The sequence below is a fragment of the Sphingomonas sp. CD22 genome, assembly GCF_034556155.1.
GTDB lineage: Bacteria > Pseudomonadota > Alphaproteobacteria > Sphingomonadales > Sphingomonadaceae > Sphingomonas.
Genome location: NZ_JAYDYX010000006.1, coordinates 1 through 25,310, shown reverse-complemented (window position 1 = coordinate 25,310; position 25,310 = coordinate 1). Strand labels below are relative to the sequence as shown.

The 25,310-nt window shown below is 64.2% G+C and carries 15 protein-coding genes; 5 read left to right on the top strand and 10 right to left on the bottom strand.

All coding sequences use genetic code 11. From position 1 onward, the window contains the following. The first annotated feature begins 68 nt into the window (after window positions 1-68). Window positions 69-1,130, top strand: coding sequence for a sensor histidine kinase (locus SFC76_RS12675; protein WP_322849803.1), 1,062 nt, complete (start codon window positions 69-71; stop codon window positions 1,128-1,130). Between the two features lie 457 nt (window positions 1,131-1,587). Here the strand turns inward: SFC76_RS12675 and SFC76_RS12670 are convergent, their stop codons facing one another. The 5 genes from SFC76_RS12670 to SFC76_RS12650 form a co-directional block, all read right to left on the bottom strand. Beyond that, window positions 1,588-3,612 carry an alpha/beta hydrolase domain-containing protein gene (locus SFC76_RS12670; protein ID WP_322849802.1) on the bottom strand — a complete coding sequence of 675 codons (2,025 nt, stop codon included), beginning with the start codon at window positions 3,610-3,612 and terminating at the stop codon, window positions 1,588-1,590. Beyond that, on the bottom strand, window positions 3,609-3,917 hold the full coding sequence (locus SFC76_RS12665) for a hypothetical protein (protein ID WP_322849801.1): 309 nt from the start codon (window positions 3,915-3,917) through the stop codon (window positions 3,609-3,611). Before SFC76_RS12665 ends, SFC76_RS12670 begins: the two co-directional genes overlap by 4 nt. Before the next feature lies 1 nt (window position 3,918). After that, window positions 3,919-5,262: an acyclic terpene utilization AtuA family protein gene (locus SFC76_RS12660; RefSeq protein WP_322849800.1), complete on the bottom strand. Its 1,344-nt coding sequence runs from the start codon at window positions 5,260-5,262 to the stop codon at window positions 3,919-3,921. After that, entirely contained in the window at window positions 5,259-6,569 is a 1,311-nt protein-coding gene (locus tag SFC76_RS12655; protein ID WP_322850036.1) for a citrate:proton symporter, read from the bottom strand. The genes SFC76_RS12660 and SFC76_RS12655 overlap by 4 nt, the downstream gene beginning before the upstream one ends. A gap of 231 nt (window positions 6,570-6,800) precedes the next feature. After that, window positions 6,801-9,068, bottom strand: coding sequence for a beta-glucosidase (locus SFC76_RS12650; RefSeq protein WP_322849799.1), 2,268 nt, complete (start codon window positions 9,066-9,068; stop codon window positions 6,801-6,803). 359 nt (window positions 9,069-9,427) lie between these two features. Between SFC76_RS12650 and SFC76_RS12645 the strand changes: the two genes are divergently transcribed. Together SFC76_RS12645 and SFC76_RS12640 are read left to right on the top strand one after the other, a co-directional pair. Continuing rightward, the gene (locus SFC76_RS12645) at window positions 9,428-12,373 is read left to right on the top strand and encodes a TonB-dependent receptor domain-containing protein (RefSeq protein ID WP_322849798.1); all 2,946 of its coding nucleotides are present in this window, start codon (window positions 9,428-9,430) and stop codon (window positions 12,371-12,373) included. A gap of 47 nt (window positions 12,374-12,420) precedes the next feature. Beyond that, window positions 12,421-14,091 (top strand): carboxylesterase/lipase family protein, encoded by a 1,671-nt coding sequence (locus SFC76_RS12640; protein ID WP_322849797.1) that lies wholly within the window; start codon window positions 12,421-12,423, stop codon window positions 14,089-14,091. A gap of 108 nt (window positions 14,092-14,199) precedes the next feature. Here the strand turns inward: SFC76_RS12640 and SFC76_RS12635 are convergent, their stop codons facing one another. The 5 genes from SFC76_RS12635 to SFC76_RS12615 all read right to left on the bottom strand — a co-directional run bounded on the left by SFC76_RS12635 (window position 14,200) and on the right by SFC76_RS12615 (window position 23,558). After that, window positions 14,200-15,210: an amidohydrolase family protein gene (locus tag SFC76_RS12635; protein WP_322849796.1), complete on the bottom strand. Its 1,011-nt coding sequence runs from the start codon at window positions 15,208-15,210 to the stop codon at window positions 14,200-14,202. A gap of 9 nt (window positions 15,211-15,219) precedes the next feature. Continuing rightward, on the bottom strand, window positions 15,220-16,692 hold the full coding sequence (locus SFC76_RS12630) for a tannase/feruloyl esterase family alpha/beta hydrolase (protein WP_322849795.1): 1,473 nt from the start codon (window positions 16,690-16,692) through the stop codon (window positions 15,220-15,222). A 7-nt stretch (window positions 16,693-16,699) separates the two neighbouring features. After that, window positions 16,700-18,985, bottom strand: coding sequence for a TonB-dependent receptor (locus SFC76_RS12625; RefSeq protein WP_322849794.1), 2,286 nt, complete (start codon window positions 18,983-18,985; stop codon window positions 16,700-16,702). A gap of 344 nt (window positions 18,986-19,329) precedes the next feature. Then, window positions 19,330-21,339, bottom strand: a complete 2,010-nt coding sequence (locus SFC76_RS12620) for a glycoside hydrolase family 3 protein (protein ID WP_322849793.1) — start codon at window positions 21,337-21,339, stop codon at window positions 19,330-19,332. Further along, window positions 21,336-23,558: a beta-glucosidase gene (locus SFC76_RS12615; RefSeq protein WP_322849792.1), complete on the bottom strand. Its 2,223-nt coding sequence runs from the start codon at window positions 23,556-23,558 to the stop codon at window positions 21,336-21,338. Before SFC76_RS12615 ends, SFC76_RS12620 begins: the two co-directional genes overlap by 4 nt. 177 nt (window positions 23,559-23,735) lie before the next feature. Between SFC76_RS12615 and SFC76_RS12610 the strand changes: the two genes are divergently transcribed. After that, window positions 23,736-24,656 carry a LysR family transcriptional regulator gene (locus SFC76_RS12610; protein ID WP_322849791.1) on the top strand — a complete coding sequence of 307 codons (921 nt, stop codon included), beginning with the start codon at window positions 23,736-23,738 and terminating at the stop codon, window positions 24,654-24,656. Between the two features lie 167 nt (window positions 24,657-24,823). Next, the gene (locus tag SFC76_RS12605) at window positions 24,824-25,189 is read left to right on the top strand and encodes a bleomycin resistance protein (protein WP_322850035.1); all 366 of its coding nucleotides are present in this window, start codon (window positions 24,824-24,826) and stop codon (window positions 25,187-25,189) included. The last annotated feature ends 121 nt before the right edge of the window (window positions 25,190-25,310 follow it).

Genomic DNA, 25,310 nt, shown 5'->3' with positions numbered 1-25,310 from the left:
TAGGGCTGGGGTTGGCCCTATGCGGGGCGATGGCTTTAGTGACCGGGACCCATGCCTTATGGCTGGCTATGATCGGCGCACTGCTGGTGATGATTTGGCTGCTTGTGGCCATGCTCCTTCTGCTCAGACGGTCCCAAGCCGTTGAGGTCGTGCCGTCCGGCTCGCCCGACGAGGCGCAGATCGCTCATCATCTGTTGCTCGATGCATCGCCAACCCCGCTGGTGCTGGTAAGCGGAACCACTGTGCGCACGATGAACCGGGCGTCACGCCTTCTCTTCGCGAGTGACGATCGCATATTGCCGCCCCCGTCGTCTCTGTTCGATGAGTCGGCGACGCACCTGCGCCATGCCGGCCGAAACTGGCGCGCTGACAGGGTCGAGGTCGGCGACCGTTCGGTTGTTGCGCTGATCGACATCGAAGCGGAAGAGCGCACCGCTGAAGCGCGCGCCAGCGCCGAAATGATCCAGGTCCTCGGCCATGAGATGCTCAACGGGCTGGTGCCGATCGTGTCACTGGCCGAGTGCGGCGTCGCCGCGGCAGAGGCCCGGGAAGGGGATTCGGCTCTACTTGGCGAAATTCTGACGACGCTCGCGCGGCGTGCCGAGGGGCTGCGGCGGTTCACTGAAGCTTATCGCGAGCTTGCACGGCTGCCGCCGCCCTTGCGACTGACCGTATCTATCGAAGAGATGATCGATGACCTTGCGCGGCTGTTCGCGAGCCGCTGGCCGGGCGTTCATCTATCGATCGACGTTCAACCTGGCCTGTGTGGCGAAATCGATCGCGACCAGATGAATCAGGCGATTTGGGCACTGCTCCAGAACGCTGCCGAGGCGGTCGAGCAGGGTGGGGTGCCATCCGGTCGGATCGATATCCGGGCAACCGCGGGCGACGACGTTCTCATTATTGAGGTGGCGGACAATGGCCCCGGCATTCCGCCGGATTGCGCGCATACCATCTTCCGCCCCTTCTATACTTCTAAAGCGGGCGGGAGCGGGATCGGACTTAGCTTGGCCCGCCAGGTCGTGCAGGCCCATGGCGGTGTTCTGACGCTACTTGAACCATTTCCGACGACCTTCCGCGCACAGCTGCCTGGCGCGGCGGCATTGTACGGAACTGGTTCCGTATTCTGATCATCGCATCACGATGATTATGGCGTTCTAAAACACCATCGTCCTCTGGAAAGCCTGCTTGCCGGCACGATTGGTGGCCATCGCTTATGCTCCCGCGAGCGAGACATTAACAAATGTCCGGAGTTGGGAGGCCCCAAACGGGGCGTTAGCGTCCGCAATTGGGTCAAAGAACTCTCTGATCTGAAGAACAGCGCCGCGTTCTGGCGGATGCAGCAGCGGCACGGGCGCACCTTTTTTACGATATACGGCAAAAAAACCTGTGTAAGCGGACTGTCCGCATTTACGGTGAAACAGTGAGATAGGGGCTCGGCCATCTTTCGGGCAGCGATTGTTGCAAGCGGCCGTTGGTTCATTTGGTGGGTAGGGGGCTAATCGCGTGGTAACCGGGGGAAACGATAATACATCTCGAAAGCCCAGCAGGGCGCCTCAAAAATACGATTGGTATTTGTATCCAATTTCAATCAACTAGGATCTGGCTGAATTGGGCTTGGCTGGTGATTTTATTTGCGTCCTCTTCGCGTAGCCAACCAGCGGCGCGCTGTCGCGCCACCGCCGCGCGGACTTTTCCCACGAATCCGGCGTGATTGCCGTAACGCTCTACAAGGGACAAGCGAGGGTCTCCGACCGCCAACCGTTCGGCGCGCGTCTTGGCGAACGGTATGAATCCCCCGAAGAACCCGCATCCGCCGCCTTTGCCGAACCCTGCGGACTGAACGTTCCAGCCGAGATAGGTCCCGATCGGGACCTGTAGCTGGACGGAGGGCACGCCGGCCGTCTCGTTACCGTCCGCATCGACCCGGGGGACGCGCGACGGTATCGTCCCGCGGATCGCCGGTGGCTGGCGCGTGATCGCGCCGCTCACGTCGCGATAGCGAAATCCTTTCCCCATGTCGTAGTCGAAAAAGGCGTTCAGCTTGCCATCTGGCCTGGGTGCTCCGGGCCAGGATGAAAATCCGATCGCCGCCCCGTTCGCGTCGACGAGATCACCGGCGGCCAAGGTCGGGTATCGGCTAGGGGGCGGGGCCGTGCCGTCGCGCACCCACGCGACAAGCATGGCCTGGGCGGCACGCAGGCTGTCCATCGAAGGGTTTGGATTGCCCGGCAATGCGCAGATCAGCAACTTGGGATCGCCAGCGAACGGAAAGCCTCCGGTCCAGGATCCGCCATGCGTGGTCGCCGGGAAGTAATAGCGTCGAACGTCAGCTGGCAGCGGAAGATCGGTCGAGGCGGCGGTGCCGATCAGCCCTGGCGACATGCGCAATCCCCAGAACTCGGCCGAGCCGAACGTCTCGATCACCTTGGGGCAGGTCTTGCTCGCGGTGCAGCGGTCGAGCAGGCTGCTGACGCCTCGGCCGCGCGCGACATCGTCGTACCGGCCCCACCACAGCGTTCCCTCGCTACCCGGTTCGTATAAGGTCGCGGCACCGCCGGGAACGGCGAAGCGCAGGTTCAACGGGACCTGACGAGCGGCAATGTTGGGATTGATCCCGTCGAACACGCGGCGTCCGTACTCGTCCGCGTTGAAGCCCAGATTGACGAAGCTCTTCAGGAAATTGCCGGATTGCGACGTGCCGCTGGCCACCGTCCAGCGAATGCGTCCGGCCGGGTTGGCGTTGCCCGTATCGTCCGGCTTGCCACTGCGCAGATAGGCGACAAGGTCCCGGGTCGCGGCAAAACCGATCCCCTGGACGAGCGGATCCTTGCCCTCATAGATCAGCGTATAGGCGTAGGCGGGGTCGAACCCGCCCCGCACGCAGAGTTTCGTCGGGTCGGGCTTGCCCGGGAAGGGCGTCGTCGCACAATCGGCGAAGGCCCAGTCCGCGGGCTTCACGTCCACGGGCGGTGCCAGATCGGCGGTTTGGCGGAACAGCCGCGCCTTCGTCGTATCGAATGTCACGGGCACTGGCCGCGCAGTCGGTTTGCCGATGCTGCCGGCGATCGCAATCGACCGCGCACCGGCAGGCATATCGGTGAAGCGGGCGAGGACGGGGCCTGTGAGCGGCTTTCCATTCTTTCCATGAGCGACCGGTACACTGGCGGTCTGGACATCCGGCCCGGGCGGAAGGTCGCCTTGCCAGCCACTGATAACCCGGACGTATCCGTCCGCATCCGCACCGATTTGCGAACCGCCGCGATTGGGCACGTCGTAGAACAAGACGCCGGTGGCGCGCGATCGATCGACGGGTCTGGCGATCGCGAATGTCGCCGAATACTGGACGCGTCCCTTCGCATCGCGGGGCGCGCCGTCGATATCGGTAATGACGTGATTGTGTGCGTCCGCCGGATCGAGCGTACCGAAGAACCGACCCCGTACGATCTCATACGGTATCGGCAGCGTCGAGGCAGGCGCGGTGCCGACCGGTGCGGGCGTGATGCTGTCGACCTGTATCCGCACCAGGCGCGCAGGGGCAGGGACCGCCAGCGCGCCGAGCGCGGACGTTGCCAGAAGCACAAAACACCGGCGCATTCGCGACTCTTTCATTGAGGATCGATCTCGAGATCGAGCAGCTGTGCGCCGAGCGTCTTGCCGTGCGCGTCGAGTGCCAGCGACCGTGTGACGCCACCGCGGAGCGCACCCTCGAGCACGAAGTTGAGCGCGCCCAGTCCGGGCAATTCGAACCGCGTGATCCGGCGCACCGAAAGGTCTGCCAGGTGCGCGACGACGCGCTCTGCGGTCACGGCGCTGGCCAACAGCGCGAAGGCTTCGCTGCGATAGGCGATGACTGCAATCTGGGAAATGTCGCCTTTGTCGCCGGTGCGAACATGGGCGAGGTCGCGCAGGATCATGTCAGGCGACCTCGTACTGCACGGCCGGGAAGATCTGCGCCCGGTCCAGCAAGGTCGAGGCGACCGCCAGCACCTCGCGGACGCTCGACACAGCGCCTCCACCACCGAACGGACCGTTGGTGTACAGCGCCTCGACTTCGGCACCGATCCGTTCGGCGGCGACGCGGGTCGGCGTCCGTCCGGCCACCCGAACGCGCACCTCGCGGGGCTCCGGTCCGTCCAACTGTCCCGTCCGGTCGATGGCGTTCAGTCCGATGAGTTCGCATCGGAGATCCGATATCGGCACGCTGGTCATCTGCAGGCGCTCGCGTACGACGTCCAACGCCAGTTGTCCGCGCGCTACGGCACCCGGGCCGGCATAGGACATCTGACCTTCGCCGACGAAGCCGTCCTCGTATCCGATCGAAACCTTGACCGTATCCGGCTTCGGTCGACCGGTGCCGCCGCGTACGTGTACGCGGTCGGGCGATGTCAGCTCGAAGGAAACGCCGGTGAAGTCGGCGATGACGTCCGCCTGCAGATAGCCGGCCGGATCGAGGATCTCGTACAATAACTGCTCCTTGCAGGTTGCACAGGTCAGGCAGCCGCCGGACCCGTCGACCTTGCCCAGGACCGCGCTGCCGTCGTCGGATACATCCGCGAAAGGAAAGCCGAGCCGTGCCAGGTCGGGTACGTCCTTGATGCCCGGATCGGCGAAATAGCCGCCGGTCACCTGGCCTGCGCATTCGAGAAGGTGGCCCACGACGGTACCGCGGCCAAGCCTTTCCCAGTCGTCCATCGTCCACCCGAATTCGTGGATAAGCGGTCCGAGGAACAACGCTGGATCGCCGACCCGACCGGTGATGACGACATCGGCGCCGCCCGCCAGCGCTTCGACGATGCCGCCTGCGCCCAGGTACGCGTTTGCGGAAACGATCGCGTCGCCAAGATCGCCACTACGGCCGGGCCGGTCGATCAACGGGAAATCACCCGCTCGGATGATATCGAGGACGTCGTCGCCCGTGACTGCTGCCGTCCGCAGTCCGGTCAGGCCCAGTTCGCGCGCGATCCGCGTGACCAGACGCGCGGCGCCGATCGGATTGGCGGCGCCCATATTAGTCACGATCCGAACGCCGCGGGCATGAGCCGCGGGGAGGACCGCGCGCATGCGATCCTCGAGCAGAGGATCGAACCCGGCATCCGGATTCGTTCGCCGCGCGGCTTGTGCGAGCGCAATCGTACGCTCCGCCAGGCATTCAAACGCGAGATAGTCGAGGGTACCGTGTTCGACCAGTTCGAGCGCCGGCTCGATCCGATCACCGGAAAAGCCGGCTCCGGCGCCGATGCGGATGGTTCGACCGGTCATAACGAGAATGTTCCAAAAGCGACGGCGGCCAGCGTCATCACGATCGATGCGGCAAACAGCCAGGGGATCGCGAAACGCTGATGCGCGCCGAGTTCGACGCCGCTCAGCCCAGCGACCAGAAAGGTGGCCGGCGTGAGCGGGCTGACGGGAAAACCCGTCGTCATCTGGCCTAGTAAAGCGGCCTGCGCGACCTGGACCGCGGGCACGCCGAAATGCCCGGCGACCTCGGCAATCACTGGCAGGACCCCGAAATAGAAGCTGTCGGGATCGAACAGCAAGCTCAGCGGCATGGCGATCATGCCAAGCAGAACCGGGATACGCGGCCCGATCACATCGGGGACGTGCGAGACGGATGCTTGGGCCAAGGCCTTGATCATGCCGGACCCTGTCATGATGCCGGTAAAGGCGCCTGCCGCGAACAGGATGCCGGCCATCATCAGCGCGGCGCGAGCGTGCGCGTCGATCCGTTCGCGCTGTTGTGCCGCCGAAGGATAGTTGACGATCAACGCCAGTGCGGTGCCCGCCATGAACACGACCACGGGCTCGATCAGCCCGGTGATCATCGTCGCCACGACCACCAAGGTGATCGCGACGTTGACGACGAAAAGCCGAGGCCGTCGTAAGGCCAGTTCGGCGTCACTGTGGCTCGGCGTGACACCGAAAAGAGCCGGCGTCTCGGCGTTCGCGACACGACGACCGGTGCCGAGCCGCCGTTCCTCGCGCACGCCCAGCCACCAGGAGACGACGAAGACGAAGACGAGACCGACGACCTGAACCCCGATCATCGGCGTGAAGATGGTCGCGACCGGCAGCTTCAGCGCTGCCCCGGCGCGCAATGTCGGACCGGTCCAGGGCAGGAAGTTGACGCCGGCGGCCATCGATGCGGTGCAGGCCAATACGCGACGATCCATCCCGAGCCGATCGTACAACGGGCGCAAGGCCGGGATGGTGATCAGGAAGCACACCGCGCCCGAGCCATCGAGATGGATCAGGAGCGCCAGCAACGCCGTACCGACGGTTATACGCGAAGGGCGTTCGCCGATCATGCGCAGGACGGCATTAACCAGCGGCGCCAGCAGTCCGGCATCGGTCATGATCCCGAAGAACAGGATCGCGAAGACGAACATGCCGGCGACCGGCGCGATCTTGGCAAGGCCATCGACGATGTAGCCGGGGATGCCGGGCGCTACGCCGGCTGCGATCGCGCCCGCGATCGGGATGAGGATGAGTGCTGCCAGCGGCGATACCCGGTTGGACAGGATGACGGCGAGCAACGACAGGATGGTCGCTGCGGCGACAAAAGCCAGTATGATCCCCTCCCGTAACTGTTCAGTCTCTACGGGTAGATATTGCCCCGCGAAGACCTATTCATCAATTACCATTATATTATAGATCTATCAGCTAAACCTATCGTCGCTCACGGACGGATGAGCGTTGCTGCAAATCGGAGCGTGACGAAAACGGCTTCCCGTCATCCGCGACACGCTTACGACACGCCCCCCTCCAGTATCGACGATGTCATCGGTAGATGCTGCGGGTCAGCGCGACGCCGCAATTTCAAGCGGATGCCAAGTAGCGGGCAGAGAGCGCGCGTCGAGCGAAACGGTAACGGGTTGCCCAAGCGCATCGGACGCTCCGCCCAGCATCACGCGATAGGTACCTGTGGCAATCCGCCAACTACGGGTGGTCTCATCGAAGTTGGCGAGGAGGCGGGGGTCGATCGTCACGGTGACGTTCGTCGTAGCCGACGGAGCCAGCATCACGGCGGCGAATCCGCCTAGCCGCTTGGGTGCTTCCCATCCCTCGCTAGCGATATAGACCTGCGGAACGGCCTTGCCCGCGACCTTGCCCGTGTTGCGCACCGTGAAGCTGGCTCGCAAGCCCGCGCCGTCCTTGGCCACGCGCAACTTGCCGTACGCGAAGCTGGTATAGGACAGGCCGTGACCGAAGGCGAAGGCCGGGCGCAGCGTTTGCCGGTCGAGCCATTTATAGCCGACCGCCGCGCCCTCGATGTATCGTACATTTCCCGGTGTCGGCACGGCTGGTCGAGGCAGTTGGCTCAACTCCGCCGGAAAGCTGATCGGCAAGTGACCCGAAGGATTGGTGCGGCCGAACAGCACGTCGGCGATCGCCGTGCCCCCTGCCGTTCCGGGAAACCATGCGGCGACGATGCCGGCGACGTTGTCGCGCCACGGCGTCAGCACCGCGCCACCGGACTCAAGCACCACGACCGTGTGCGGGTTGGCCGCCGCGACGCTCTGGATTAGCGCGTCCTGACCATCGGCCAGGGCAAGCGATACGTCGAACGCTTCGCCGGCCCATTGCGTCGCGAACACGATCGCCACCTCGGCATCGCGCGCCTGCTCCGCTGCGGCACGCGGGTCGCTGCCATCGACGAAATTGATCCGCGCATTGGGTGCCTGGCGCCGGATGGCCTCGAGCGGCGACGACGGATAATACATGACCGGCCCGGGCCAGTAGGCCGGCGCGATACCGGGCACGGCGTTGCCGCCCTTCGGATAGACGAGCGACGATCCGCCGCCGGCCAAGACGCCCTTGTCGGCATGGCCACCGATCACGACGATCGACTTGATCGACGACGACAACGGCAGAATGGCATTCTGGTTCTTGAGCAGCACCAAGCTCTGCGCCGCGGCCTGTCCCGTCACCGCGGCGTGACCGGCAAGCATCGCGTCGGGCAGGTCGAGCGGCGCCGCGGTGATCGGGTGGTCGAACAGCCCCTTGTCGAACATCGCGTGTAAGATATGTCCAACCATGCGATCGAGCTGCGCGTCCTTGACCGTGCCCGCGGCGAGCGCCGCGTCCAGATTGGCGCCGAAATACGGTTCCTTGTCGAACGGATAGCCGGATTGCTGATCCAGCCCGGCGGCGATGGCGGGACCGGTCGAGTGGGTCCCGCCCCAGTCCGACATCACATAGCCTTGCCAGTTCCAGTCGCGGCGCACCACGTCGCCGAGCAGCCAGGGGCTCTCGCACGAAAACGGGCCGTTCACGCGATTATAGGCGCACATCACCGACCCGGGATTCGCCTTCTCGATCGCGAACTGAAAGGCGAGCAGGTCCGACATGCGTGCAGCCGCCTGGTCGATCACGGCATTCCCCGCGTTGCGATCGGTTTCCTGATCGTTGATCGCGAAATGCTTGATCGTCGAGATCACGTGGTTCGACTGGATGCCGTTGATCTGCGCCGCCACCATCGTTCCGGCCAGCAACGGATCCTCGCCGCCATATTCGAAGTTGCGGCCGTTGCGCGGCTCCCGGGTCAGGTTGACGCCGCCGGCGAGGAGTACGTTGAACCCCGAGGCACGCGCCTCTGCGCCGATCATGGCGCCGCCCTTCCGGGCTAAAGCGATGTCCCATGTGGCAGCGATCGCCAGGTTGGAGGGGAGGGCGGTCCTTTCGCGCTTGCGGGGCGCGCCGCCCTGGCTTGCCACGCCGATGCCGGCATCTGCCTGCCATTGCGGCGGGATACCCAGCCGCGGAACGCCCGGCACGTAACCGGCCGATCCGTTGCGCGCTTCCGCCGGCGCCTTGAACTTCCTCGGCGGGAAATCGGTCGCGAAATATCCCATCACCATCTGCCGCTTTTCCGCGCGGGTCATCTGCGGCAGCAAAAGCGCGACGCGCCGCGCCGGGGCGATCGACGCGTTCATCCACGGCTGCGCCTTGGTCGAGGCGGATGGTGTCGCGGCTGGAGCCTGGCCGACCACCGGGGTGCTCGCCAACATGAGCGTGGCGATGACGGCGCCGGTGCGTAGCGTCCTGCCGGTACGTGGTTCACTCATCATTGGCCTCCCCCAGTATTCGGCCGATCAAGTTCAGCCGCGCGGCGATCCTGGTTCGGACACCTGTCTCCCCTAACAAGGAGGATCAAACCCGCGACGTCCAACAGAAAAAAGTGATCGCTCGATCCATCTTCGTCATAGGTCCCAAGCAAGTATCCATGTCCGAGATGAATAGGTCGATCGGAAAATTGTATTTTTCTATTGGCTTGGCGCGCCGCATGCAGAGGCATCGACTGTCGATCCGACGCGACACGTCATCCCATGCTGGCCTGCCGGCATGACTCGACGTCCCGCAGCGCGAACGAACGGTTGGTTTAGCACGGGGCGGATCAACGACCCCGGCGAACAGGGGGGATGACATGAATCCGAACTTACGTTTGGTCCATCGCGGCGCCAGCATACTCGCACTTGTGATCGCGGCGCAGGCCGCGCCGGCGCTAGCGCAGCAGGCCACCACCGACGTGCCCGTGGCGCCGGCACAGGCGACTCCCGCCGATCAGGCCGATACGACCACCGGCGCAAAGGTCACGACAGCCGAACAGCCATCGACCGAAAGCACCGCGGACGTCGCGAGCGAAAAAGACATCATCGTCACCGGTACCAACATCTCGGGCGTCAAGCCGGTGGGATCGCAGACGTTGTCGATCGATCGATCGCAGGTGCTCGCCACCGGCTACACCAACGTCAACGACGTGCTGCAGACGCTGCCACAGGTACAGAACAACCCCAATTCGGGCGGGTCCGGCCCGGTCTACAGGCAGGGCGGCACGTCCGGCTATGGCGGCAATTCGACCCAGGGCAACGCGATCAATCTGCGCGGCCTCGGCACCTCGGCGACGCTGACGCTGGTCGACGGCCGCCGTGTCGTGCCGAGCGGTGCCGCCAGCACGTTCACCGAATCCATCCAGATCCCGGTCGCGGCGCTGGAAAGGATCGAGGTCGTCAGTGACGGCAACTCCGCGATCTACGGCTCCGACGCGGTATCCGGCGTGATCAACTACGTGCTGCGCAAGCGGTTCGACGGGCTCGAAGTCTCGGGTCGCGACAGTGTCGATCGCTATCACAACACCTGGGGTGTGTCGGTGACCGGCGGCAAGAGTTGGGATACGGGCAATATCATCCTGACCTACGATCACGAGGATCGTCGACCGTTCGTCAACGGTCGGTCGAAATTCCTGCGGCGCGATCTCAGCCCGCTCGGGGGTATCGACTCGCGCGCCAACAACGCCAACCTCGGCGTCACCAGCCCGGCACTGATCGTCGGCGGCAACGGCGTCCCGTACAGTTATTATACGGTTGCGCCCGACGCGCGCCCCGGCGTCGCGTTCGGACAACTGACGCCAGGCGCCGCGCTCGCCGACCAATCCGACTACACTGATTTCCTTCCGCGACAGAAGCGCGATCAGGCGGCGCTGTTCTTTAACCAGGAACTGGCACCGTCGATCTCGGTCTACCTCGAATCCTTCTACACCAAGCGGCAGACATCGAGCCGCAGCTATGGCAACTCGCGCGTCGGCAACAACCTGCTCGTCTGTCAGGGCAGTCCCTATTACATCAGCGGTGCGGCAGCCTCGGCGTCGGCCGCCAACGCCGATTGCGGCGGTGGGCTCGCTCAGACGGTGGCGGTCAACCCGATCACGTTCTTTGGCGGCCCGTCGGTCACGAAGAACCCGACCGAAACGATCAGCGTGACCGGCGGCGTGACCGGTCACCTGCCCAATCGCTGGAACATCGATACCTATTTCACCTACGCGCACGATACGACCTGCGGCATCTGCAACTTCGACAACAATGCCAATGGTGCCGCGCTGGCATCGCAGATCACGGCGGGAGCGATCAATCCTTACCAGTCGACCCCGCTGACCGCCGCGCAATACGGTACCTTCTTGGGCACCAATACGCAGTTCTCGTACAACACGTTCATCGATTCCGTGGTCAAAGTCGATGGTCCGCTATTCTCGCTGCCCGGCGGCGAGGTGCGCACGGCGATCGGCGGAGAGCTCGCCTACAACCGCCAGCACCTGCTGAACGGCAGCAACAACGCGTTCGAGCAGGACCGCACCAATAACAGTTTTGCGGTCACCAACGACAGTACGACGCATCGCAGCACCGCCAGCGTGTTCGCCGAGCTGTTCGTGCCGCTGGTCGGCGAGGACATGAACATCCCGCTGGTGCAGGCGCTGAACATCGACGCGGCCGTACGCTACGACAATTATTCCGATTTCGGGGGCACGACCAATCCCAAGATCGGCGCGACCTGGACCGTGAACGATTTCCTCTCGGTCCGCGGGTCCTGGGGCACGTCGTTCCGCGCCCCGGCGCTGACCGATACCAATCCTGAAAACTATTCGTCGGCGGTGATCGGCCTGCCATTCGCCAACGCATCGGGGCGGAACGATATCGCGCTGTTATACCCGGGGTTCAGCAGCACCTATCTGTTGCTGGGTGCCAATCGGAACCTGCGACCAGAGACGGCCAAGACCTGGTCGGCGGGTTTCGACGTCAAGCCGGTGGGATCGGGTTTTCGGTTCTCCGGGACCTATTACAAGACGCGCTATGCCAACCAGATCGTAGGCCAGAATGTCGGACTGTTCCTATCGAATCCGCAGAATGCCGCGCTATACAGCCCGTACATCACGCCGGTTAACAACCCGGCGAATTGCGTGAATGGCAGCCCCGCGACCTATGATCCGGTACTGGCGAACTTCATCGCCGCCAATCCGGCGCTCTACAATACGCCCGTGCTCAGCGCCTGCACAGTCGGGGTCATCCTGGATGCACGCAGCGCCAATGCCGCGACCACCTCGCAGGACGGGCTGGACTTCCAGACCTCCTACCAGTTCGATACCGGCATCGGAAAATGGAATGTGGGCGTAAGCGTCACCAAGATCCTGAACCAGTCGCTGCAACAGGTGTCCGGCGGCCCGAAGCAGGACGTGCTCGATACCTATTATTATCCGGTGAGCCTGCGGGGCCGCGGCCAACTCGGCTGGACGCTGGGGCGGGTCGGGGTCAACGCCTTCCTGAATTATACCGGATCCTACGACAACACGATCCCAATCACCGGCCGACCGCAGACCAAGGTGCCGTCATGGAAGACGCTGGACGTCGGCATCACCTATTCGGTACCGCGGTCGAGCGGCGTGCTGGGTGGCGTCCGCCTGAGCGCCAATTTCCAGAACGTGACGAACGAGGATCCCCCGCTGGTGCTAACGCAGGCGGGCAACAACTACGGAGCGTATGATCCGTCCAACGCCAACATCTTCGGCCGTATCGCCACCTTCCAGCTGACAAAGGCCTTCTGATCCGGTCATCCTGGCCATATTCCTGCTCGTTCGGAGATTTGCCGCTCATGATTGCACACCGCCTGTTCCTGACCGCCGCCATCGTCGCCTTGACGAGCCCTGTGCTCGCGACTGCCCAAGCCAGAGACACTGTCGTCGCCACCGACCGCGGCGAGGTTCGCGGTGCAAGTGCCGACGGAGTCGCGAGCTGGAAGGGTATTCCTTTCGCGGCCGCACCGGTCGGGGCGCTGCGCTGGCGCGCCCCTCAGCCAGCTGCGGCGTGGAAAGGCGTGAAGGACGCGACCGCCTACTCGCACGACTGCATGCAGGTCCCGTTCCCCAGCGACGCCGCACCGCTCGGGACGCAGCCTGCCGAGGATTGCCTGTACGCCAATGTCTGGAAGCCAGCGGCGGCGAGCGCGTCGGCCAAGCTCCCGGTGATCGTGTGGATCTATGGCGGCGGTTTCGTGAACGGCGGTGCGTCACCGCCGACCTATTCCGGCGCCAATTTGGCCAAGCAGGGCGTGGTGTTCGTCAGCTTCAACTACCGTGTCGGACGGTTCGGCACGTTCGCAATGCCGCCGCTTACCCAGCAGAATGCCGATGATGGCATGCTCGGCAATTACGGCATCATGGACCAGATCGCGGCGTTGAAGTGGGTGCGGGCCAACATCGCGTCGTTCGGCGGCGATCCCGCGAACGTGATGATCATCGGTGAAAGCGCTGGCGGTATGTCGGTGCACATGCTCAACACCTCGCCGCTGGCCCGCGGCCTGTTCAGCAAGGCCTTCGTGATGTCGGGCGGCAATGGCCAGTCGGACAAGCGCACGCTCGCCGACGTCGAGCAGATCGGCGCCAATTTTGCTCGGTCGAAGAACATTGATCCCGCCGCGCCCGACGCGCTTGCCAAGTTGCGCGCGCTGAGCGCCGAAGAGGTTACCGACGGCCTCAGCATGATGCAGATGTTCCGTCCGAAGGCGGGGCCGCCGACCAATACCGGTCCGTTCGTCGACGGCAAGGTCGTCGTCGATCTGGGCGGCGAATATGCCGCGAACCGCTTCGCGCGGGTGCCGACGGTGATCGGTGCGACCAGTGCCGACATGGGTGGCAAGTCGGGCTTCATGATCGCCGGCGCGCGCGAGGCGTCGGCAGCGATCGCCAGCAAGGGCGTACCGGTCTGGGAGTATCGCTTCTCCTACGTCGCGGACTCGGTCGGTCAGCCCGGCGCGCAGCATGCGACGGACATTCCGTTCTTCTTCGATACCACGCAGGTGAAGTATGGCGACAAGACCACCGCCAAGGACATTGCGGTCGGCAAGACGATCAGCCGTTATGTCGTCAATTTCGCCAAGACCGGGAATCCGAACGGAAGCGGTCTGCCGTCCTGGCCTGCCTATACCGCCACCGGTGACCAGCTGATGGATTTCGGTGCGGACGGCAAGGCTGTGGCGCAGAAGGATCCGTGGGGCGCCGATATCGAAGCCGGCAAGGCACGTTTGGCCAGTGCGCAGGCCTCGGGGCACTACACTTCGATCACCACGCCGCTCGGCAAGATGCTCGACGATCCCGCGGCGAAGGCGGTGCTCGAGCGCCAGATTCCCGACGTGATCAAGAGCGAACAGATCGGCATGGCACGCGGCGTGACGCTGGAGGCACTGCAATCCTATATCCCCGCTCTGACCGATGCCAAGCTAAAGGCGATCGACGCCGATCTGGCAAAGGTGCCGATGCGTCCGTGAGATAGTAGTCAGGATCGACGCGCAAGCAGCCTGTCGATCCTGACGTGTTCTTTGAAACGTGCACGCTACCGGCTGCGTGACCTAATTTCTTCCGTATATACGGTGCTGTTACCTGGCTTTGACCGGCGCCAAACGTAGGAAGCGCGCAGCGTTGTTATATAGGATATCGCGCTTCTGCTCGCTCGACAGATAGTCGGCATTCTGGATGATCCCGACCGAATAGCGCATCAGACCGGGCCAGATCAGTTCGTCCGTGCCGAACATGACGCGATCCTCGAACCCCGCATCGACCAGCCGCTGGATATACCGGTTGACCTCTTTCAGCGGATAACTCCAGATCAGTCCGGCAATATCGACATACACGTGCGAATTCGCTTGGAGCAGCGTCAGCATGTTGTCGATCATCGGATAGCCCGCGTGCATAACCTGGACCCGCAGCTTGGGATGGCGGGCGAGCACGCCCTCGAGCAACAACGGGTCGCCCATCGAACCGCGGAAATTCGGCGAGGCGATGTTGGCGCGGCCCGATCCGCCGGTCCCCATGTGGATCGCCACCGGGATATCGAGCGATTCCGCGAGCGCGAAATACCGGTCAACCGAGGGATCGCTGGGCGACAGTCCCTCATATTGCAGGCCGATCTCGCCCATCACCTTGAAGCCGCCCGACGTGAACAGGCGGCGGAGCTCGTCTTCGGAAAGGCGTTTGCGGTCGGGTGTTGCACCCGCGAAGCTGGTGCCGGGGATGACGCGATCGGGTGCGGTCTGTTTCCACTGCGTCACCGTTGCGGGATCGCCGAACACGACCGCGCGCACGTTGAGGCGTGCCATCTCGTCCAGCACCTCCTTCATGTACGCACCCTTCTGGGTGGGTTGCAGCGGCGCGCTGCACGGCTCCTGCGACCAGCCGAAGGGCGCTTCCTTGGTGTTCGGATCGGATGCGAGGAAGTGCGAGGCGTTGGGACACATCGGCATGATCCCCGGAATGTCGCCGATCGCGTGGACATGGACGTCGATGATCGGCGGTGGCTCGGCCGGAGCGTTTTGCGCAGCCGCGTTGCCGGTCATCCCCAGAGTGAGCAGCGCCGATCCGCCGAAGAGCAATGTCGCAAATCGTGTCATGTCATGTCCTCATGAGGTTGGTGTAACAGCCGGAGGCAGAAGCCTCGCGCGGCCGGGCTGTCGTGACGATGTCGTTGACAGTGCGTCGGGCGGTCGACCGTCCTCCACCCAATGCTCGATCGCGGTCTGCGCATCAAAGGTGGTGAACCCGGGACCGCCTGCGCAGTGCCCCATGCCGGGTATGAGAAAGAGCCGAAACCATGCCGACAACCGGTCCGGCGTCAGCTGCATGGCGCGCATGACGCTCGATCGATAGGCCAGCGTGTTCAGCGGCGACACGACGGGATCGGCGAGGCCGTGATATTGCAACAGTTTGCCGCCACGCGTGCGAAAACGGGAAAGATCGGGGTTCTGCGCATCGATGATCGGTGACAGCCGCGCCTGTGTCGCGGCCAGATCGCTGGCGAACGCGGCATGCCACCAGTTCCAATGCGGATTGTCGAACGCCCAGATCCGCCAGAAATTCGCCCGCGCCGGTTCGTCGGGTTTTTGCGGGTTGGCCCAATAGCCGCTCCATCCGGTTTCACTGCCCGGCAACCACGGAAACGTCAGTTGCGCGCCGGTCCGCGGGTCGCGCGCGCCGCGGTACATCGCGCGGGCTGCGGCGATCTTCTCGGCGGTCAGGCATCCGGTCGTCCGGCCGGGCGCGCATAGCAGTGCCGAAGGATCGGGATGGCACGAAAGCGGCTCCGCCAGCCAGTCGTCCGAGGGATCAATCCGCGCCGTGCAGCGGGCGAGCGAATGACGTTGGAGCAGCGCGAGATCGCCGGCGCCTAGGATCGGGGAGTCATCCTGTCCCGGGCGGTGATTGGCGAGATATTGCCAGAGAAACGCCGCGTTGAGCCGCACCCGGTCGGAACCCGGCGCACCCGCGACGATGCCGTCAAAGTCTGCGGGGAAGCGCTGGGCCTCCATCATCGCCTGGTGGCCGCCCGTCGAACAGCCGTTGAAATATGCGTAGGTCGCCGGCCGGCCATAATAGCGACGGACGACGGATTTAGCGGTGACCGCGGTGACATGGACCGACCGCCAGCCCCAGTCGACGATCGACTCCGGACGGCCGCGCGCGAAGTCGGGATCGTCGCCCTGATGGCCCGTATCGGTCGCGACCACGGCGCTGCCCCGCCGCAGCGCGTCCACCATCGCGGCGGTCGGCAGACCCGAGGAATAGCCGCCATTGCCGACCATCTGGAACCGACCGGTCCAGGCATCGGCGCCCGGCAACCAGAGTTCGTAGCCGATACTGGAACCGGCCACGGGTCGCAGCTTGCCCGTGACGCGGCAAAAGCCGGGCAGGGGCGGGGTCGTCTTGCCATTGCCAAACGAGCGAGGCCCCTGCGCGACGCTCTCGGCCGTCGTCTTTCCAGGGTGACCTATCCCGAGATCCCCGCAGACTGGCGCCGGCGCGGCCCCGATCAGGACGGCCGCCGCCGCCATCGCCGCCCCGACGGCGGCCATTCGGCGGCGGCGGATGCCCGGCATGACGCGCCTAGAACCGGAAGCCGGTCCGCACGCCATAGGTGCGCGGATCCTGCAACGTCACGCCGCTATAGGCGCCCGACGACGCGCCCGACACGACGAGGCTGTTCTCGAGATTACGCACAAAGCCCTGCAGATACCAGCGCTCGCCCGCTGCATTGTAGGTGAGCGACAGGTCGGTCTTGGTGAAGCTCGGCTGGCGGAATTGGTTGAGCGTACCCAGCGCGGCCAGATAATAGCTGTCGCTGAGGCGCGTGCGTGCCGAGGCCTGGATGTTCGCGCCGCCGGCGAGCGGGACGGTCTGCGTAATCCCCGCCGTCACCGTCCATTCGGGCGACCTATCTAGCTTCCTGCCGGCAAAGCTGACGGCCGGTGTCGGGAAGAAGTTCGTGTAGCGCGCGTTCAACCACGAGGCCGATGCGTCGAAGCGGGTGTTAGGACCTGGGTTCACCACGGTCTCCAGCTCGACGCCGTCGACCTTCGCCTGGCCGGCGTTGGTAGTCACCTGGCACGGGCCGCCGCAGATCGTCGAGAGCTGGCTCAACTGGATGCCGGCGAAGTCGTAATGGAAGCCCGACAGGTTCACGCGCAGGACGTTGCCCGCCAGATGCGTCTTGATGCCGCCTTCGTACGACGTGATCGTCTCTGGATTATAATAGAGGGCGTTTGCGCTCAGCGTACAGCCCGCGCCGGTTCCGGCTTCGCAGCCATCGTTGAATCCGCCCGCCTTGTAGCCGGTCGAGACGACCGCGTAGAGCAGGCTGCGCGAGTTCAGGTCGTAGTCGACCCCGCCGCGATAGGTGACCTTCGAAAACGTCCGTGCCGCATTGTTGACCGTGCTCGTATCGCGCGCGCCGGTGCAGGCGACCGCGCCGCAGATGACGGTCGCCCCGATCCGCGCCTTCTCGTCGTGCGAATAGCGGACCCCGCCGGTCACGCGAAACCGGTCGGTCAGCTTCAGCGTCGCCTGGCCGAAGCCGGCAAGCGATTCCGATTTCACGTAACGCTGCGGAAAGCCGAAGACATAGCCGGGCGCACCGGGCGTGGCGTTGAGCAGGCCGAAGATGTAGTAATTCTGGAACCCGGTCTCGTGGAAATAGTAGCCACCCGCCTGGATTGAGAGCGGCCCGAGGTCGGTCGAGAGACGGAGTTCCTGGCTGTTCTGCTTGTACGCCGCATCGTCGCGCGACGGAAACACGGTGGCACCGCTGCCTGGCGTCAGGCTCAGATCCTCGCGCCGCTCGAACTTCCGGTAGGAGCCGAGATAGTTGAGCGTCACCCCGCCGAAGTCGTAGCTGAAATCGGCCAGCACGCCGTAGACGTCGTTGTCGCGACCGAGCTTGGTCGCATAGGGCGCGACCACGGTACGCTGTGCCGTCTTCCCCGACACGGGATTGTAGACGGGGTCGACCCCGACGGTGTTGAACCCGGTGTAGAAATTGCTCGTCAGGACGCTGTTCACGGTCTGCCCGCCAACATGCGAATAGTCGCCGACGATCAACAGCTTGGCCGGGCCGCTCGACCAGGAGGCGGACAAGCGTCCCGACACGTTGTCGCGGAACGGGCTGAGGTCAGTACGGACGCGGGGCCCGGACTCGAGGAAGCTGTCGCGGCGATCGTAGTTGAACGCGGCGCGCACGGCGATCGAGTTTGAGAGCGGCACGTTGATCATGCCCGTCAGCAGGCGGCTGTCGTAATTGCCGTAGCTCGCGTCGACCGACGCTTCGAAGCGGTCGACCGGATGGTTGGTGATGACGTTGACGAGGCCGGCGGTCGTGTTGCGGCCGAACAGCGTACCCTGTGGACCGCGCAGCACTTCGACGCGGGCGATGTCGTAGAAGCTGACCTCCTGCGTCTGCGGCCGCGCGATATAGATGCCGTCGGTCATGAAGGCTGCCGACGGATCGCCCTTCTCGGTGCCATCGGTGCTCGTGATGCCGCGGATCGTGATCTGCAGGCCGTTACCCCGATCGATCGAAAGGTTCGGCACCTGCTCGCCCAGCGTGGTCGGATTGGTGATGCCCGCCGACAACAGCGCCGTCCCGGTGATCGCGGTCAGCGCGATCGGGGTCTTGGACGCGAGTGATTCATTACGGTTGGCGGTAACGACGATATCGCCTTCGGACGCCTGCAACGCGCTGTTCGATTCCGCGGGGGTAGCGGCGGCCGGGGCCTCGCCGACCTGTTGCACGCTCTGTTCGGGAAGCGTCGACGGCGGTCCGATCTGCTGCGCTGCGACCGGTGTCGCAAATACCGCGAACGCGGAAACCCCACATGCCAACAAACGCTTGCTCATCGTCTTCCCCTCCTAATCGCTCCACCTGTCCGCCGTTCGTTTTCGAATGGTCGGAACGGTCGAGCGTCTCCGGCTCGTATTCTTGAAAGAGCGTGATCGACGATTAATCTCGATCAGTAAAATACAAGTTTGTGATCGATCGATACAATACCGTTATGCTCGAGGAGAGGCTTGGTCGGGTCTGCGTCGGTCCGAGCAAGATTCCGTCATGAACCACGCCAATAGATCGCGTTCCCCGTCGTGCCTGCGCTGCAAGGCTCACCTGACGTCGCAAGTCCTCGTTGGGACCTGGCCTGAGGTCAATGTGGCTGAGAAAGCTTGTCCCGCAGGCATGTCGGCGCCGGTCATCGCCTGAGGCGCACTGCGCCCCCAATGCCGGCACCAACGGCATAGAGTGGCTTGGCGGAATCGTCTGGTACCGCCGGATCTTGCGCGCTGACGGCAGCCATCGACGATGGCAGTTCGAACGGCAGCCGGCCCGACGCCTTAGCGCGCCCGGTCAGCACATCCATCAACGCGGCGTCGCTCACCCCAAAATTGGCCAGCACCACCGCCGCCTTGTCGCGAACATTGGTCAGGATCGCCGGCCGGTCGAGATAGACCGAGACGATCGTCGGAACATGCGCGCTCGCCGTCTTCAGCGCCTCATAGCCGGCATCGCCGTTGCGGAAATCGAGCCGTCCTTCCTTCTGACGGCTGCCGAAGAAGTTGTTGGGGTGGAGCATCTCGCTCGGCGTTTCCAGTCGGATGATCGCGACGTCTGCATCCTCCGGGCGGGCGACGACGGTAAAGCCCTTCGCGGTCACTGCGTCAGGTGACAATCCGTAGATAAAGACCCTGCGCTTGCTCGCGAGGGGCAGGACGCCTGACCGGTTCTCCAGGAGGACCTGCGACCGGCGCTGTGCCGCGTCCGCCATGCGTTGATACTCGGGACGCGCGGCGAAACGTTCGGCTGCGATGGGATCGACATAGGGATTGTCGAACAGCCCCTGTTCGAACTTCGCGATCATGATCCGTCGGACGGAGTCGTCGATCCGCGCTTCCGCGATGCGACCCGCCCGCACTGCGGCGATGATCGCGGCGGGTTTGTCGACGCCGCCAAACTGGTCGAGCCCGGCGACGATGCCCTTTTCGAAGCGCTGCGCCTCGCTCAGCGTCTCGACGCCCCACGGCATCGCAATGTCGCGCACGCCTTGCGGTTTGTCGGGCGCGCCGCATCCGGGGCCGCAATCGTTGGTAATCGCCCAGTCCGACAGGATGATGCCGCGATAGCCTTTCGTGTCGCGCAACAGCCCGGTCAGCAGCTGGCGGTTGAAGCCTGCGCCGACCTGTTCGAGCGGGGTGCCGTCGATCGTCACGCCGTCGAGAATCGGATAGGTCGGCATGACGCCTGCGACGTTCGCTCGAAACGCGCCGTCGAACGCGGCGACGTGCTCGGCGAAACTGCGATCGTCCAGGCGCGCGATGCGGCCATAATAGTTATGCGCATCGAACCCGTTCGGCTCCGCACCATAGCCGACCCAGTGCTTGACGATCGCCATCACGCCGTCGCGCGCGACACCGTTCGGGCCGTGTTGGAAACCCTCGACATAGGCCGCGACGAGAGGCGAGACGAGCGCCGGGTTGGACCCGAACGTGCCCGTCATCCGCGACCAGCGCGGTTCGGTGGCAAGGTCGGCCTGCGGTGACAGCGCCTCGTGGATGCCTACCGCACGATATTCCTGTCGCGCGATATCCGCGAACGCGCGCACGACCGAGGGATCGCCGATCGCGCCGAAGCCGAGCGGATCGGGCCATTGCGAAAAGCCCTTCGATTGCGCGCTGGCGCCCAGCACATATTGGAAATGGTTGCGCGGATCGGTGCTGATCGTCACCGGAATGCCCAACCGCGCGTCCTCGCCGAGCAACTGAACCGCGTTGTTCGCTTCGGCGAAACGACGCGGAGACAACGCCAGCCGGGTGATGAAGCTGGTGATACCGCGCTGGCCGATCATCTCACCGACGCGCTTCAGGTCGTAACCGTCGGCTGAGACGCCGATCGAGGCGTTGGCGCCGCTGCCCGCGCCCGGTAGCGAAGCGTGCATCATCGTGCCCGCCTTCTCCTCCAGCGTCATGCGACGGACCAGATCGTCGGTCCTCCGCTCGGGCGATAGTCGCCAATCCTCGTACGGATCGAGCCGTCCGTTACGATCGAGGTCGCGGAACTGCTTGCCCTCGACCGTCAGCATCGGGCCCTTGCGGCTCTGGACGTGCGGATCGGCGGCGGCCGGTTGGGCCAGCAAGGCGACCGCCGAAAGCGCCGCACCGATCAACCAGCGCGACGACGACGACGGCGACGAGGACCGCACGGTCACGGCTTGATGGCCTGCGCCGCCACTTGGATCGTGCCCGACAGGACCGCGTCGCCCGCTTGTCGCCCGACCGTGATCGGCACGGCACCGGCCGCGACCGACCAGCCGGGCCGTGCGGTGTCGTAGCGCGCGATCAGGCGCGGATCGATCGTGACGCTGACCTGCTTGGTTTCGCCGGGTTGCAGCATTACGCGCTGAAATCCGACCAGCCGGCGCATCTGGCCGGCAGGCGCGGCATAGACCTGCGGCACGTCCGCGCCCGCGCGCTTGCCGGTGTTGGTGACCGAGAAGCTGATCGCGTCGCCAACCACCTTGAGGTCGCGATAGCCGAACTTGGTGTACGACAGGCCATGACCGAACGCGAAGAGCGGGGCGGCACCCTTGCGCTGATACCAGCGATAGCCGACGTCCGCGCCCTCGGGATACTCGACCGGGAACGAGGGTACGCCACCGGTCAGGTCGACCGTACTCAGGTCGAGCGTCGTCGCCTTGGGCTTGACGGCGTTGCGCGCCTCCGCCGCCTTCACGAGCGCCAGGCCGGGGATCGTCGGCCGCGGCGCCTGCGCGGCGTTGGCAGGGAACGTGACGGGCAGGCGACCCGACGGGTTCACGTCGCCGACCAGGATCGATGCGATCGCCTCGCCGCCCTTCTGGCCGGGATACCACGCTTCCAGGATCGCGCCGACGCGACCTGCCCATGGCATCGTCACGGGGCCGCCGGTCTCCAGCACCACCACGGTCTTCCCATTGGCGGCGGCGACCGCGTCGATCAGCGCGTTCTGCGTCCCCGGCAGGTCGAGCGTCTCTACGTCCTGCGCTTCGGTGCGCCACTGCTCGCCGAACACGATCACGATATCGGCCGCGCGGGCGGCGGCGGCGGCGGCCCTGACGTCGTTGCCGTCGAGATAGGTCACCTGAGCCTGAGGCAGGCGCGCCTTGATCGCCGCGAGCGGCGACGATGCGTGATAGGTAATCTTGATGAAGCTGCTGAGCGGTCCGCCGCCGGGCATCGGCAGTTCGAGCGGCACGCCGCCGACGGATCGGACCTGCGACGATCCGCCACCCGACAGCACGCCGACATCGGCATGGCCGCCGATCACGAGGATCGTCTTGGCGGTCGCGGCCAGCGGCAACAGGTCGCGGTCGTTCTTTAGCAGGACGATCCCCGCCTCGGCCGTCGCCTGCGCGACCTTCGCGTTGGCGGCGTAGTCGATCGGCTGGGGCGTTGCCGGGGTCGGGCGATCGACCAGCTCATGCGCGATCATCGTCCGCAGGATCCGGCGGACCATGTCGTCCAGTCGCGCAGCCGGGACGGTGCCGGCGGCGACCGCAGCCTTCAGCGGCGCGCCGAAGAACACCTGCTTGTCGAGTTCCTGGCCCGATTCCTGATCGAGTCCCGCGGTTGCCGCCTTGACGGTCGAGTGCACTGCGCCCCAGTCCGACATCACCCAGCCGGTATAGCCCCAGTCCTTCTTCAGGACGGTATTCAGCAGGAAGTCGTTCTCGCAGGCATAATGCCCGTTTACCTGGTTGTAGCCGCACATCACCGAACCGGGTTTGCCTGCCTCGATCGCCACCTCGAAGGCCAGCAGTTCGCTCTCGCGCATTGGCGCTTCGGCCATCTTCGCGTCGAGCACGTTGCGGCCGCTCTCCTGCGCGTTCAGCGCGTAGTGCTTGATCGTCGAGACGATGCCGTTCGACTGGATGCCCTTGATCGCCGCGCCTGCCATCACGCCGGTCAGCAGCACGTCCTCGCTCAGATATTCGAAATTGCGGCCGTTCCACGGATCGCGGACCAGATTGGCGCCGCCCGCCAGCAGCACGTTGAAGCCCTTTGCGCGGGATTCGCTGCCGATCATGCGCCCACCGGCCTCGGCGATGGTCGGATCGAAGGTGGACGCGGTCAGCAGGCTGCCGGGCAGGGCGGTCGCGACATCGCCCTTGCGCATCTCGCCGCCGTTCGCGACGCCGAGACTCGCGTCGCTCTCGTACAGATCGGGAATACCGAGCCGCGGAACACCCGGAACATGCCCCGCGCCGGTCCGCGTCTCGTTCGGATTGCCCCTCTTCAGCGCCGATCCGAAAGTGCCGTTCACCATCGCGATCTTCTCGTCGAGCGTCATCTGCGCGAGGATCTCAGCGGAGCGTTCGTCGGGCGTGCGGCTTGCGTCCATCCACGCCTTTGCCGGGGCGGTCTGCGCCGCCATGGGTACGCTCGTCATGAGCGCCGCTATAGCCACGCTGGCCCGCCAGATCGTTCTCGTCATATGCCTCTCCCGCTTTTTCTCGCTTGCACCCTTATCGAAGGCGCGCGATGATTTAAGAAATAGAGATTACGCATAGATCAATTCGTATTTGTGATTGCTCGCGACCAACGCCGTATCGATGGAGAGGTCAGCATGTCGAAGTCCCCCAGCATGTCTAGCCTTCGACTGTTCATGCAGATCGCCCATAATCTGAGCTTCAGCGAGACCGCGCGGATGACGAACGTCTCGCAACCTGCGCTCAGCCGTACGATCCGCCTGCTCGAAGAGACGCTGGACGTTCGCCTGTTCGACCGAAATTCTCGCAACGTCACCTTGACGACGGCAGGGGAGACTCTTCTGCCGATCGTCGAGCGTCTAACCGCGGACTTCGACCACGCTTTTACCTCGGTGCGGCAAAATTTCGCTGGAGAGCGAGGCCGCGTGGTCGTCGGTGCGCTGCCGTCGGTCGCGGCGGGGGCACTCCCCGGCATGATCGCGGGTTTCCAGGCAATTTACCCGTTGGTCGAGATCATCCTGCACGATCATCTCTCGGGTACGCTCTATCAGGAAATGCAGGATCGACAGATCGATCTCGCCATCACGACGCCGCCCGACGAGGACAATTTCCAGTTCGAACCGTTACTTGAAGACGATTACGTGCTGGTCTGTCGGACTGGCCATCCGGTCGACCTGCCCGGTGCGGCCGACTGGTCGACCTTCGCAGACAATCCGTTCATCGCGATGGCGGCGCGGAGTAGCGTCCGTGCCCTGACCGATACCGCCTTCATCAAGGCGGCGGTCAGCGTGAAGCCATTGTATGAATGTACGCAACTGGCGACGATGGGGGGGTTGCTTGCGGCGGGACTAGGGATCAGCGCGCTACCCCAATCGACGCTCGCCATGCTTGGGCAGGTAACGCTTGTGTCACGTCCGTTGACGGCGCCGATGATCAGCCGGACGATCGGCGTGGCATGGCTCGCCGATCGTACCTTGCCACCTGCCGCGTCGGCATTTCTCCAGCATGTTCTGGTTAGTTGGTCGCGCCCCGCAGTGAGTTTAGCTAGCTCTGGGTAACGGTTAGCCCAGATGTGAACGAGTGTCGTAAGTTGGGAAGTGGGAAAGCGCGAGCGAATGTCCGGGTATGGGTCCTCGCTGGATCCGCACTGCTGGCCGTCTTCGCGCCTTGCGGAAAAACGGAGAAGTTGATCTACCGGAGTCGGATCATGATGGGAGCCGTTGAGATGCCCAACTTAGCTACGCCCAACCTTCCTTCTAGGCATTTCGAGATTACAGCCCGTTTCTATGAGCAGTTTGGATTCGAGCAGACTTGGAAAGACGCCGGTTGGATGATCCTTAAACGGGGTGATCTAATTCTGGAATTTTTTCCGTTCCCCGATCTTGATCCGGCACAGAGTTCGTTTGGCTGCTGTTTCAGGATGGACGACGTCGGCGCGTTCTTTGAAATTCTACTATCTGCAGGTGTGCCCGAACTCACGAAGGGCTGGCCGCGCGTTCATCGGCCGAAAAGGGAGCCTTGGGGTGGCCTCGTTGGCGCGTTAATTGACCCGGACGGCTCGCTAATCCGGCTAGTTCAGGCTCCGAATTGAATGTCGATTATCCTTCCATTGAGGCATTCGCGAAGGGATAGCCAAGCGTCAAAATCGGTCATTCACGATGATGAACAAGCGTCCGAAGTTGGGAAGCGAGAGAAGGGGCGTGAGCGTCCAC